Below are 12414 nucleotides of genomic sequence, written 5' to 3' on the forward strand. Positions count from 1 at the left end.
CAACTCACAACCGGTCCCGAATTGGGGATGGACAGAGGGAAGACGCGTGCGAACACGTCTGGCAATTAAACTACATTCACTGCTCGAGCGGCACCTACCAGAACGCCGGGTATTTCTGAAATCCGACAATGATACACGGTTCATCCGTCTCAGCTCCGAGACGCAGGTGGCAGCTGTTGCTGGGGTCGCGCTGATCGTCGGCTGGACCGCCGTGGCAACCGCGATCCTGTTGATGGACAGTATCGGATCGGGCAATTTCCGCGATCAGGCGAAACGGGATCAGGCGACCTACCAAGAACGTCTAAACGTCCTGTCAGCGGAACGTGACATGCGCGCCGCCGAGGCGTTGTTGGCGCAGGACCGGTTCAACGCTGCGCTTCAGCAGATTTCGGCCATGCAATCCGAATTGCTAGCTTCGGAAAACCGCCGCCGCGAGCTGGAAACGGGCATTGAGGTCATTCAGACCACCCTGCGCGCGACGATGAAACAGCGCGAAGACGCGCGTCTGGAACTGGCTCAGCTCAAGCAGGAAGGCGGCGCGGACGAGGCCTATATGGCCAGCGCAAGCGACCCCGCCCAGATGGATTTCATGACCCAAGCGCTGGCCCGTACGGCGCTGGAACGGGACCAGATCGCAGCTGATGCCAAGGATGCGCTGGAAGAACGTGACGATCTTGAGCTGGAAATCCGGCTCATGCAGGAACGCAGTGACGAGATTTTCCGTCAACTGGAAGAGGCAATGGTCATCTCGGTCGAACCGCTCGACAAGATGTTCCGTCAGGCAGGAATGCCCACAGACCGCATCATCGAAGAAGTGCGGCGTGGTTACAGCGGCATGGGTGGCCCCCTGACCCCCATATCCTTCAGCACGCGCGGTGAGGAACTGACCCCCGACGAAATCCGCGCCAACACTCTGCTACAGCAGATGGACCAGCTGAACCTGTACCGTATCGCTGCCGAGAAGGCGCCGTTTGCCAGCCCCGTGAACGCGGTTGTGCGTTACACCAGTGGATTCGGCACCCGCCGGGACCCCAAAACCGGTGGCCGGCGCATGCACAACGGTGCAGACTTCGCTGGTGCGCACGGGACGGATATCTTTGCGACCGCCGATGGTGTGGTCACCCATGCTGGCTGGCAGTCCGGGTTCGGACGGCTGGTGAAAATCAAGCACGCCTTCGGAATTGAGACACTTTACGCTCATAACACCAAGATACGTGTAAAGGTTGGTCAAAGGGTCTCGCGCGGGGATCATATTGCTGATATGGGTAGCACCGGACGGTCGACCGGCACGCATCTTCACTATGAGGTGCGCGTGAACGGAAAACCTGTTAACCCAATGACTTACATTAAGGCTGCGAGAAATGTTTTCTAAGAGCAAAATCAACGAGCCCGCATCCAATGCGTCCGAGGCGGCAAAGCCTGCGGCTCCGGCCACACCGGCGGCACCTACCCCGTCTGAAACCAAGGCCAGCACTGCACCCAAGCCCAAGCCTCCGGCGTCGGTTCTGTCTGCGGACCTACACATCACCGGCAACCTGAAAACCTCGGGCGATATCCAGGTCGAAGGCACGGTCGAAGGCGACATCCGCGCCCACCTGCTGACCATCGGCGAAACCGCCACCATCAAGGGCGAAGTGACCGCCGATGACGTGGTGATCAATGGCCGTATCGTAGGCCGGGTGCGTGGTCTGAAAGTCCGTCTGACGTCGACCGCACGGGTCGAAGGCGACATCATTCACAAGACCATCGCTATCGAAAGCGGCGCGCATTTCGAAGGTTCGGTGCAGCGTCAGGACGACCCGCTGAACCCTGGTCGCGGCGGCAAAGGCGGCGCGAACCCGGCTGCTGAAGTCAAGCAGTAAAGCCGACACGCAATCAATTCTATCAACGCCGCAGGGAAACCTGCGGCGTTTTTGGTTTCACGCCGCCATTGTCGCTTGTAGTCTTTGCAAATGTTGATTTTTTTCTCGGTTCTTTTGCTGATCGCTGGCTTCTTCGCCTATCGTCATTGGTCCAAAATCCAAGCACGCAATGCGCTTTTGGCAGCTCCTCTGACCAAGCATCAGCGTCGGATCATCGACGCACAGGTTCCGCTGTTGCGCCGCCTGCCCGTCGGTCTGCGGGACAAGCTGGATGGCAAAATCAACCTATTCCTGGATCAGGTACAATTCCACGGCTGCGACGGACTGGACGTCACCGAGGAGATGAAGCTGGCCATTGCTGCGCAGGCCTCACTGCTGCTGGTCAACCGTGACATCTGGTACGACAACCTGACCACCATTCTGATCTATCCCAACGCCTTCAAGTCGCGTCAGCGCAGGCAAGACGGCTATGTGATCAGCGAGAAAGAGATCGTGCGCACCGGCGAAAGCTGGGATCGCGGCCCGGTCATCCTGTCGTGGCGCCACAGCCAGCAAGGCGCGTTGGACGACCGGGATGGGCAAAACGTCGTGTTGCACGAATTCGCGCATCAGGTCGATGATCTGTCCGGCGGCACCAACGGCGTCCCGATCCTGAGCGACGGGCAGAGTTTCGCAGAATGGGAACGGGTTTTTCTGACCGCCTATGACACCCATGTTCACGCCGTGGAACATGGCCGCCCCACGGTCATCGACCCCTATGGCGCCACCGGACACGAGGAATTCTTTGCCGTCTCTGTCGAGGTCTTTTTCGAGCGGCCCAAAGCCCTGAAAGCCGACGCGCCCGAGGTCTACGACCAGCTTTCAAAGCTGTTCCAACTGAACCCGGCAGACTGGGAATGACCTAAACATTTAACAAAAATGAATTTTTGAATTACGCTAAGCGCATTGATTTTCGGAGGGCTTTTCATGTCATCAAAACTTCTGGCCGAGTTTTTCGGCACGTTCTGGCTGGTGCTGGGCGGGTGCGGCAGTGCGGTATTGGCGGCCGGAGTGGCCGATGTGGGTATCGGCTGGCTGGGCGTTTCATTCGCCTTTGGTCTGACGGTACTGACCATGGCCTATGCTGTCGGTCACATCTCGGGCGGGCATTTCAATCCGGCGGTCAGCCTTGGTCTGATGATCGGCGGACGGTTTGACGCCAAGGATCTGATCCCTTACTGGATCGCACAAGTGATCGGCGCGGTTGCGGCAGCGGCTGTGTTATATCTGATCGTCAGCGGCGCGCCGGGGTTTGAAGGCGCAGGCGGGTTTGCCTCAAACGGGTATGGTGAGGCCTCACCGGAAGGCTATTCGATGCTATCTGCGCTGGTGATCGAGATCGTGATGACCGCGTTCTTTCTGATCATCATCCTTGGTGCGACATCAAATTTTGCACCCGAAGGCTTTGCGCCGATCGCCATTGGCCTGGGCCTGACGCTGATCCACCTGATCTCGATCCCCGTGACGAATACATCGGTAAACCCCGCGCGCTCGACCGGCGTTGCCCTCTTTGCAGACGGTCCTGCGATGGCGCAGCTTTGGCTGTTCTGGGTTGCACCCCTGATCGGGGCCGCAATCGGGGCACTGATCTGGAAAGCAATGGGCGACGACTGAAGCAAAAAGCCCCGATGCAATGCATCGGGGCTTTTACTATTATTCCGTGACTGTAACTTTTTTCATCACATCCGGCTGTCCGATCACCGCGCCGTTGGGCCCGTCGCCACGCTTGATCGAATCCACCACGTCCATACCGCTGGTCACTTGACCCACAACCGTATACTGACCGTTTAGGAACGGACCGGGCGCAAACATGATAAAGAACTGCGAGTTGGCGCTGTTGGGGTCTTGCGCCCGCGCCATGCCCACAACACCCCGATCATAGTTATAGTCCGAGAACTCGGCAGGCAGGTCCGGGCGATCCGACCCGCCGGTGCCCGCGCGGCGCAGATCACTGCCCAGACGGCCATGCTCTACATCCCCGGTCTGCGCCATGAAGCCTTCAATCACGCGGTGAAAGACCACCCCGTCATACTTACCTTCGGCAGCCAGAGTGCTGATCTGTTCCACATGTTTCGGGGCCAGATCGTCAAACAGATCAACGGTCACGGTGCCATTGGCACCCTCACCCTCGATCTCAATCTCAAGGCCTGTGGCAAGCGCAGGGCTAGCCAGCAAGGCAAATGCAGCGGCCAGCTTATACATCGGCGGCCACCTTGACGCTGATCATGCGGTCAGGGCTCATCGGCGGCTCACCACGAGTGATGGCATCGACATGTTCCATCCCTTCGATGACTCGACCGTAGACGGTGTATTGGCCGTTCAGGAAGTGATTGTCCTTGAAGTTGATGAAGAACTGCGAATTGGCCGAATCCGGATTCTGCGAGCGTGCCGCGCCCAGCGTGCCCCGGTCGTGTGGCAGTTTCGAGAACTCTGCCGGAACGTTCGGCAGCGACGAGCCGCCTGTACCCGCCATACGGATGTTGAACCCGTCTTCCATGTCGCCGTGCTGCACATCGCCGGTCTGCGCCATGAAGCCGTCGATCACACGGTGGAAGGCCACGTTGTCATACTCGCCACCACGGGCCAGCTCTTTCATCCGGGCCGAGTGCTGAGGGGCCACGTCAGGCAGCAGTTCGATGACGACATTGCCGTCTTTCAGCTCGATGATGATGGTGTTTTCGGGATCCTTGATCTCGGCCATGTGGCCCTCCTGTCGTTTATCTTGCGCAAATACCTATGCGGCATGGGCGTGAATGCCAAGTGACGCATTGACCTGAGGGCAAAATGCAGGAAAAGAACCGCCTAAATCGGTTGTAACGACAAGGACAGAGTGATGGGCTGGAAAACACTGGACGATATGGACCTGAACGGCAAACGCGTGCTGGTGCGCGTCGATATCAACGTGCCGGTCGTTGACGGTGTTGTGACCGACGCCACCCGCATTCAGCGCATCGTGCCCACCGTGCGCGATATCCTTGCGGCAGGCGGCAAACCGATCCTGCTAGCGCATTTCGGCCGCCCGGGTGGCGAGCGACGTGAGAACCTGTCGCTGAAACAGCTGATCCCCACCCTGACCACTGCCTTTGGCGCAGATGTGCTGTTTGCCGCAGATTGCGTCGGCACCGAGGCCGAGCTGGCTGCAGAGCAGCTGCAGCCCGGCCAGGTTCTGTTGCTGGAAAACACCCGCTTCCACGCTGCTGAAACCAAGAATGACGCTGATCTGGCCGCTGGAATGGCCAAACTCGGCGAAGTCTATTGCAATGACGCTTTCTCGGCCGCGCACCGCGCACACAGTTCGACCGAGGCCGTTGCCCGCCTTCTGCCCGCCTGCGCCGGTCGCCTGATGCAAGCCGAGCTCGAGGCCCTTGAGGGCGCTCTGGGCGCGCCAAAACGCCCGGTGACGGCAGTTGTGGGCGGAGCCAAAGTGTCCACCAAGCTGGAGCTGCTGGGCAATCTGATCGAAAAAGTGGACTATCTGATCATCGGCGGCGGAATGGCCAACACTTTCCTCGTTGCCAAAGGCCTGAATGTCGGCAAGTCGCTCGCGGAAACCGCCATGAAGGACACCGCAGCCGAAATCATGGCCAAAGCGGAAACCTCGGGCTGCAAGATCGTTCTGCCAACGGATATCGTTGTGGCCGACAAGTTCGAGGCAGGTGCTCCGCATCAGGTTCTTTCGGTAGATCAATGCACCGATGACGGTATGATCCTGGACGCCGGCCCTGACAGTGTTGCCGCAATTTCCCAGATCTTCGCAGAAAGCAAGACGCTGATTTGGAACGGCCCGCTGGGCGCATTTGAGATCGAGCCCTTTGACGCCGCCACCAACGCCGCAGCCTTGAAAGCCGCCGCTTTGACCCGCTCGGGCCAGTTGGTGTCCGTCGCCGGCGGAGGCGACACGGTTGCGGCGCTGAACGCATCCGGCGCGGCCAAGGATTTCTCGTATATCTCGACCGCAGGCGGCGCGTTTTTGGAGTGGATGGAAGGCAAGACCCTGCCGGGCGTCGCCGCGCTTGAGAATTAAAAAACGCGGCCCTGTCGCTTTTTTGCGAATCAGGGGATTCACAACCCGAATCACCTGTGACATAGTACTTTCAGAGGCCCGAAAAGGGCCCGTTATTGAGGCGTTTCATACGGCGGTAAACAGAGTGTCCCGTTCCAATCGGCCCGGTTTGGGCGCAGTCGTTTTCTTCATGGTGGCATTTATGCTGGGTGTTTATTTCACCTTCGCTGCCGTGCAGGGGGACTATGGCCTGTTCCGACGGGTCGAGATTGCAGCGGAACGGGACGCCCTGTCGCGCGATCTGGAAAAGCTGGAAGCTGAGATCGCCCAAATGGAGAACCTGACCCGTCGCCTCTCGGACACTTATCTGGATCTGGATCTGCTGGATCAACAGGCACGCTCGGTACTGGGCATGATCCGCTCGGACGAAATTGTTATCCGCTAAGCCCGGCCAAGATTTTTCGACGAAAAATCTCTGACGTCGCACCCTTTGATACCTGTGCTTGCAGGGTCAGTGTCGCCGCATATTTTCCCTCGCCAGAGCATCGGAAATGCTTTATGAAATAGTTTAACGCTAAACTATCTTGCCGAGAGGGGGAGATCGCCAATATGGCTGCGCGAAAAACTACAAAGAAACCAAATGTTTCTGCTGAAGAACTCACCACATATTACCGGGAAATGCTACTGATCCGCCGATTCGAGGAGAAGGCCGGCCAGCTTTATGGAATGGGCCTGATTGGCGGCTTCTGCCACCTCTATATCGGTCAGGAAGCCGTTGTTGTGGGTCTCGAGGCCGCAGCGAAAGAGGGTGACAAGCGAATTACCTCTTACCGCGACCATGGCCACATGCTGGCCTGCGGCATGGATCCGGGCGGCGTGATGGCCGAACTGACCGGGCGTATTGGCGGCCTGTCCAAGGGCAAGGGTGGCTCGATGCACATGTTCTCGAAAGAGAAGAATTTCTATGGCGGCCACGGCATCGTTGGCGCGCAGGTTCCATTGGGTGCAGGTCTGGCGTTTGCAGATAAGTATAAAGAAAACGGCGGCGTCACCTTTACCTATTTTGGCGATGGTGCTGCGAACCAGGGTCAGGTTTACGAGACGTTTAACATGGCGGCCCTGTGGGACCTTCCCGTGGTTTTCGTGATCGAGAACAACCAATACGCAATGGGAACATCACAGGCACGCTCGACCTCGACCAAAGATATCTACCATCGTGGCGAGGCTTTCGGCATCCCCGGCGAGATCGTGAACGGCATGGATGTGCTTGCAGTCAAAGCTGCCGGTGAAAAAGCCGTCGCCCACTGCCGCGCGGGTAATGGCCCATATATCCTTGAGGTCAAAACCTACCGCTACCGCGGCCACTCGATGTCCGACCCGGCCAAATACCGCACCCGCGAAGAGGTTCAGAAGGTCCGCGAACAAAGCGACCCGATCGAACATGTGCGTGAGCTGCTACTGACCGGCAAACACGCGAGCGAAGATGACCTGAAGGCGATCGACAAAGAGATCAAAGAGATCGTCAACCAGGCCGCCGAATTCTCGAAAGAAAGCCCCGAGCCTTCCGTGGAAGAGCTCTGGACAGATATCTACGCCTGAGAGGACGATTAAGACATGGCAACCGAAATTCTCATGCCCGCCCTTTCGCCCACTATGGAAGAGGGCACGCTGGCCAAATGGCTGGTCAAAGAAGGCGACACTGTATCATCCGGCGATATCATGGCCGAGATCGAAACCGACAAGGCGACGATGGAGTTCGAAGCTGTCGATGAAGGTATCGTTGGCAAGATCCTGATCGCGGAAGGCACGGAAGGGGTCAAGGTGAATACCCCCATAGCCGTGCTTGTGGACGAAGGCGAAGACGCCTCCGCCCTGCCCGCGGCTGCGCCCGCAGCCGCAGCGGTGACCGAGGCCGCCCCTGCGGCGGTTGAGGCCCCCGCTCCCGCCGCCGCACCGGCGGCTCCGGTCGTCGATCTGTCGCCGGATTGGCCAGCCGATGCCGAGATGAAATCCGAAACCGTCCGCGAGGCCCTACGCGATGCGATGGCCGAGGAAATGCGCGGTGACGGCGACGTCTACCTGATGGGCGAAGAGGTTGCCGAGTATCAGGGCGCATACAAGATCAGCCAAGGTCTGCTGGATGAATTCGGCCCCAAACGCGTGATCGACACGCCGATCACCGAACATGGTTTTGCCGGTATCGCAGTTGGTTCTGCCTTTGGCGGCCTGAAACCCATCGTTGAGTTCATGACCTTCAACTTCGCCATGCAGGCGATTGACCAGATCATCAACTCCGCCGCCAAGACGCTCTATATGTCCGGCGGTCAAATGGGCTGTCCCATCGTGTTCCGTGGCCCCAACGGTGCCGCCGCCCGCGTTGCCGCGCAGCACAGCCAGGATTACGCGGCGTGGTATATGCAAATCCCCGGCCTGAAAGTCGTCATGCCCTATTCGGCAGCCGACGCCAAAGGTCTGCTGAAATCGGCCATTCGCGACCCCAACCCGGTGATTTTCCTGGAAAACGAAATCCTCTATGGCCGGTCTTTCGACGTGCCCCAAGTGGACGATCTGACCATCCCGCTGGGCAAAGCGCGTATCTGGCGCGAAGGCACGGATGTGACCATCGTCAGCTTCGGCATCGGGATGCAATACGCGCTAGAAGCCGCCGATAAGCTGGCCGAAGAAGGTATCAGCGCCGAGGTCATCGACCTGCGCACCATCCGCCCGATGGACACTGGCGCGATCATCAACTCGGTGATGAAAACCAACCGTCTTGTGACCGTCGAGGAAGGCTGGCCGCAAGGCTCGGTCGGCAGCTATATCAGTTCGGTCGTGATGCAGGAGGCGTTCGACTATCTCGACGCGCCGGTCATCAACTGCACCGGCAAGGACGTTCCGATGCCTTACGCCGCGAACCTCGAAAAGCTGGCCCTTATCACCACTGATGAGGTCATCGCCGCCGTCAAACAAGTGACCTACCGGTAAGGAATAGTCATGCGGCCGCTCGCCCCTCCAGAAGATGTAGAAACCAATGAAACGGCCCACGATATGGTTCGTTTCTGGATAGCTGATGAAGAGCATCAACTAACATTGAATATCGGGCTATTTGACCCCGATGAGGAGCCCCGACTTTGGGGCTCCATCTTGGCCGATATCGCACAACACGCTGTTAACGGAATGCTGCAAGACCGCCCGGACGCAGGTTCCTCAGACCTACTTCTGGCTCAAATCGAAGCAGGGTTTGCAGATCGTTTGAATCAATACCCGGAATTTTCGGGATCGCTCCAGGGGAGTAAGCACTAATGCCCACAGAAATTCTGATGCCCGCCCTGTCGCCGACTATGGAAGAAGGCACGCTTGCCAAATGGCTGGTCAAAGAGGGCGATACCGTGTCGTCTGGCGACCTGCTGGCCGAGATTGAAACCGACAAGGCGACGATGGAATTCGAGGCCGTTGACGAAGGCACCATTGGCAAAATCCTGATCCCGGAAGGCTCCGAAGGCGTGAAGGTCAACACGGCCATCGCGATCCTGCTGGAAGATGGTGAAAGCGCCGATGATATCAGCGCAACGCCCGCAGCAGCGCCCGCGGCTGCCCCGGCAGTCGCCGCGGGTAACGAGGCCGCCCCTGCGGCGTCCGAGGCGCCCGCCCCTGCCCCGGCTGCTCCGGTCAAGGCCGATGGCGGTCGTATCTTTGCCTCGCCTCTGGCCCGCCGGATTGCCGCGCAAAAAGGCCTTGATCTGGCGCAGATCACCGGCTCGGGCCCGCATGGACGTATCGTCAAAGCAGATGTGGAAGGCGCAACGGCGACGGCCCCAGCGGCAGCGCCCGCACCTGCAGCAGCGGCTCCGGCGGCGGCAGCTCCGGCTGGCCCCTCGGCAGATGCCGTAGCCAAGATGTACGAGGGCCGCGACTACGAGGAAATCAAGCTCGACGGCATGCGCAAGACCATCGCCGCGCGCCTGTCCGAGGCCAAGCAGACCATCCCGCATTTCTACCTGCGCCGCGATATCAAACTGGACGCGCTGCTCAAGTTCCGCAGCCAGTTGAACAAGCAGCTGGAAGGCCGTGGCGTGAAGCTCAGCGTCAACGACTTCATCATCAAAGCTGTCGCCAACGCGCTGCAACAAGTTCCAGCCTGTAACGCGGTTTGGGCCGGTGATCGGGTGCTGCAACTGAAACCCTCGGACGTGGCCGTGGCCGTCGCGATCGAGGGCGGGTTGTTCACCCCGGTGCTGCAGGATGCCGACACCAAGTCGCTGTCTGCTTTGTCGACCGAGATGAAGGACCTGGCCGGGCGCGCGCGTGAACGCAAACTGGCACCGCATGAATATCAGGGCGGTACCTTTGCGATCTCGAATCTGGGCATGTTTGGCATCGACAATTTCGACGCTATCGTGAACCCGCCGCACGCTGGAATTCTGGCTGTGGGCACCGGTGTCAAGAAACCGGTTGTAGGCGATGATGGAGAGCTGACCGCAGCAACCGTGATGTCCGTCACCATGTCCGTCGATCATCGGGTTATCGATGGTGCGCTTGGGGCAGAACTGCTGCAAGCTATCGTGGAAAACCTTGAAAACCCGATGGTTATGCTGGCCTAACATCTAATAACACAAAACAGCCGCGCCCGATTTTCCGGCGCGGCTTTTTGGTGCCCTGACGGGATGTGAGCAAGCGTGATCTGCCCGACTGTTGCTAGGTTCTGCGCAGCACACCAAATTGAGTGCAGATCAGAAACGAATGCACAGGTGCCCCATGACCTTCACGCGAATTACTCGAACAGGATTGGTTTTGCTGATGCTGGCTGCGATTGCACCCGCCGACGCCTATGCCAAGCCCAATAGCTATCCCGGCGAAAACTCGAAATACAATTCAAAAAGCGCGGTTGCCAAATGGGAAGCAGAACGTTCCAAACGAATTGAAGAGCGTAAGAAACGGCGAGAAGAACGGCGGCTCAAGCGGTTGAACGAAAAGAACAACCGCTCGAACTAATACTCACTTACTGGTCCTTTCCCAGCATGTGATCCATCGAGATCGAGGGCTGATCGCACCCTGCTTCGCCCACGATCTTGGCTGGAATGCCCGCCACTGTTTTGCACGCGGGCACTTCCTGTAACACAACCGAGCCCGCAGCGATCCGGCTGCAATGACCCACTTCGATATTGCCCAGAACCTTGGCCCCGGCCCCGATCAGAACACCGTTGCCAATCTTGGGGTGACGCTGCTCTTCTTCCTTACCGGTCCCGCCCAGCGTCACTGAATGCAGCATCGAGACATTGTCCCCCACCACAGCAGTTTCACCAATCACTATGGAATGGGCATGGTCGATCATGATCCCTTTGCCGATTTTCGCGGCGGGGTGAATGTCGATCCCGAAAATCTCGGACGAGCGCATCTGGAAGAAATAGGCCAGATCGTAGCGTTTCTTCTGCCACAGCCAATGCGCCACACGGTAGGCCTGCATCGCCTGATAACCTTTGAAGTACAGGATCGGCTGCAGCAGGCGGTGGCAGGCTGGATCGCGTTCGTAGACCGCCATAAGGTCAGCGCGAGCCGCCTCGATCAATGACGGATCGTCGGCATAGGCTTCGTCCACAATCTCACGCAGCACCATCATCGACATCTCGTTCGAGCACAGCTTGGCCGCTACACGATACGACAACGCGCGCTCAAGACTGCGGTGATGCAGGATACAGGCATGCACCAGCCCGCCCATCAGGGGCTCATTTTCAACGGCCGCTTCGGCCTCGGTCGTGATGCGGTCCCAGACGGGGTCGACGGGGGTCACAAGACTGCGCTTTTCCAACATGGCTTTTCATCCTTTGCTGCGCCTAGAATGCCATTTAGTGGCAAAAACGCCAAACGCAAACCCGTGATCTGCAAGGCAACGAAAATGAATGCATCGCAACTGGCAGAATTCGAAGCCAAAATTCGAGCGCGGTTGGAAGAACTGGCGGAGGATTCAGCCGCTGGACAGGACGCGCAAGCGGTTGTCGAGCTGGACCAGCAAGCCGTCGGTCGCCTGAGCCGAATGGACGCTTTGCAAAATCAGGCCATGGCCAAGGCGCAGCAAGCAAACAGGAATCTGGAAATGCGTAGGTTGCAATCCGCATTGCAGCGTATGGAGGACTGGGAATACGGGTTTTGCGAGGATTGTGGAGAGGATATCCCCGCTGGCCGCCTGAATTTGGACCTGGCGGCCAGCAAATGCGTCAGTTGCGCGTCTGGTTGATCCGAGTGTCGATCAGGTGACGCAGCACCAGTTCAAAGCACTGACAATAGCGCAGATCGTCAAAGCTGGGCTCATCCGCCAGCTTCCTGTTACGCGCCGCCGCCATCAGGGAACCATTTCCAAACAGCGGATGCATACACCCGGTCTGGCCGACATAGGCATCGGCCAGTTCTGCTTCTTGGATCATACGTTGGCACAGGCGGTCCCGGTCCAGCGGGTCAACCCGTAACAGCACCCGCGCGGCGGCACTGACATCGCCGTGAAGCACCGGGCGCATG

General features: G+C 58.7%; 16 protein-coding genes. 12 read left to right on the forward strand and 4 right to left on the reverse strand.

Features of this window, described 5'->3' with window-relative positions:
• The first annotated feature begins 46 nt into the window (after positions 1-46).
• From ACR0L1_RS04700 to aqpZ, 4 genes are all read left to right on the forward strand, one after another.
• The gene (locus tag ACR0L1_RS04700; protein WP_480857418.1) at positions 47-1372 is read left to right on the forward strand and encodes a DUF5930 domain-containing protein; all 1326 of its coding nucleotides are present in this window, start codon (positions 47-49) and stop codon (positions 1370-1372) included.
• The gene (locus tag ACR0L1_RS04705) at positions 1362-1862 is read left to right on the forward strand and encodes a bactofilin family protein (RefSeq protein ID WP_170788795.1); all 501 of its coding nucleotides are present in this window, start codon (positions 1362-1364) and stop codon (positions 1860-1862) included. Before ACR0L1_RS04700 ends, ACR0L1_RS04705 begins: the two co-directional genes overlap by 11 nt.
• A gap of 90 nt (positions 1863-1952) precedes the next feature.
• Positions 1953-2762, forward strand: coding sequence for a M90 family metallopeptidase (locus ACR0L1_RS04710; RefSeq protein WP_170770564.1), 810 nt, complete (start codon positions 1953-1955; stop codon positions 2760-2762).
• A gap of 66 nt (positions 2763-2828) precedes the next feature.
• On the forward strand, positions 2829-3515 hold the full coding sequence (gene aqpZ, locus ACR0L1_RS04715) for an aquaporin Z (RefSeq protein WP_170770562.1): 687 nt from the start codon (positions 2829-2831) through the stop codon (positions 3513-3515).
• Between the two features lie 39 nt (positions 3516-3554).
• On the opposite strand, the gene ACR0L1_RS04720 is transcribed toward aqpZ, so the two are convergent.
• The gene (locus ACR0L1_RS04720) at positions 3555-4103 is read right to left on the reverse strand and encodes a peptidylprolyl isomerase (RefSeq protein ID WP_480857420.1); all 549 of its coding nucleotides are present in this window, start codon (positions 4101-4103) and stop codon (positions 3555-3557) included.
• A complete protein-coding gene (locus ACR0L1_RS04725) occupies positions 4096-4602 on the reverse strand; it encodes a peptidylprolyl isomerase (protein WP_170770558.1) in 507 nt (168 codons plus the stop codon). Before ACR0L1_RS04725 ends, ACR0L1_RS04720 begins: the two co-directional genes overlap by 8 nt.
• Before the next feature lie 132 nt (positions 4603-4734).
• On the opposite strand from ACR0L1_RS04725, the gene ACR0L1_RS04730 reads away from it, so the two are divergent.
• The 7 genes from ACR0L1_RS04730 (at position 4735) to ACR0L1_RS04760 (ending at position 10896) form a co-directional block, all read left to right on the forward strand.
• Positions 4735-5925, forward strand: coding sequence for a phosphoglycerate kinase (locus ACR0L1_RS04730; RefSeq protein ID WP_480857423.1), 1191 nt, complete (start codon positions 4735-4737; stop codon positions 5923-5925).
• A 124-nt stretch (positions 5926-6049) separates the two neighbouring features.
• Positions 6050-6349 carry an FtsB family cell division protein gene (locus tag ACR0L1_RS04735; protein ID WP_480857425.1) on the forward strand — a complete coding sequence of 100 codons (300 nt, stop codon included), beginning with the start codon at positions 6050-6052 and terminating at the stop codon, positions 6347-6349.
• Between the two features lie 164 nt (positions 6350-6513).
• On the forward strand, positions 6514-7503 hold the full coding sequence (pdhA, locus tag ACR0L1_RS04740; RefSeq protein WP_480857426.1) for a pyruvate dehydrogenase (acetyl-transferring) E1 component subunit alpha: 990 nt from the start codon (positions 6514-6516) through the stop codon (positions 7501-7503).
• A gap of 15 nt (positions 7504-7518) precedes the next feature.
• Entirely contained in the window at positions 7519-8889 is a 1371-nt protein-coding gene (locus tag ACR0L1_RS04745) for a pyruvate dehydrogenase complex E1 component subunit beta (protein WP_480502550.1), read from the forward strand.
• A 9-nt stretch (positions 8890-8898) separates the two neighbouring features.
• Positions 8899-9207, forward strand: a complete 309-nt coding sequence (locus tag ACR0L1_RS04750) for a DUF5076 domain-containing protein (protein ID WP_480857428.1) — start codon at positions 8899-8901, stop codon at positions 9205-9207.
• Positions 9207-10505, forward strand: coding sequence for a pyruvate dehydrogenase complex dihydrolipoamide acetyltransferase (locus ACR0L1_RS04755; RefSeq protein ID WP_170788803.1), 1299 nt, complete (start codon positions 9207-9209; stop codon positions 10503-10505). Before ACR0L1_RS04750 ends, ACR0L1_RS04755 begins: the two co-directional genes overlap by 1 nt.
• Before the next feature lie 154 nt (positions 10506-10659).
• Positions 10660-10896 (forward strand): hypothetical protein, encoded by a 237-nt coding sequence (locus tag ACR0L1_RS04760; RefSeq protein ID WP_170770544.1) that lies wholly within the window; start codon positions 10660-10662, stop codon positions 10894-10896.
• A 7-nt stretch (positions 10897-10903) separates the two neighbouring features.
• Here the strand turns inward: ACR0L1_RS04760 and cysE are convergent, their stop codons facing one another.
• The gene (cysE, locus tag ACR0L1_RS04765) at positions 10904-11713 is read right to left on the reverse strand and encodes a serine O-acetyltransferase (protein ID WP_170770542.1); all 810 of its coding nucleotides are present in this window, start codon (positions 11711-11713) and stop codon (positions 10904-10906) included.
• A gap of 84 nt (positions 11714-11797) precedes the next feature.
• On the opposite strand from cysE, the gene ACR0L1_RS04770 reads away from it, so the two are divergent.
• Positions 11798-12136 (forward strand): TraR/DksA family transcriptional regulator, encoded by a 339-nt coding sequence (locus tag ACR0L1_RS04770; protein WP_170770540.1) that lies wholly within the window; start codon positions 11798-11800, stop codon positions 12134-12136.
• Here ACR0L1_RS04770 and ACR0L1_RS04775 read toward each other — a convergent pair.
• Entirely contained in the window at positions 12117-12413 is a 297-nt protein-coding gene (locus ACR0L1_RS04775) for a DUF7742 family protein (protein WP_170770538.1), read from the reverse strand. The two genes, ACR0L1_RS04770 and ACR0L1_RS04775, sit on opposite strands and share 20 nt — an antisense overlap.
• Position 12414 lies beyond the last annotated feature (1 nt).

This window comes from Ruegeria sp. J8 (assembly GCF_056531925.1).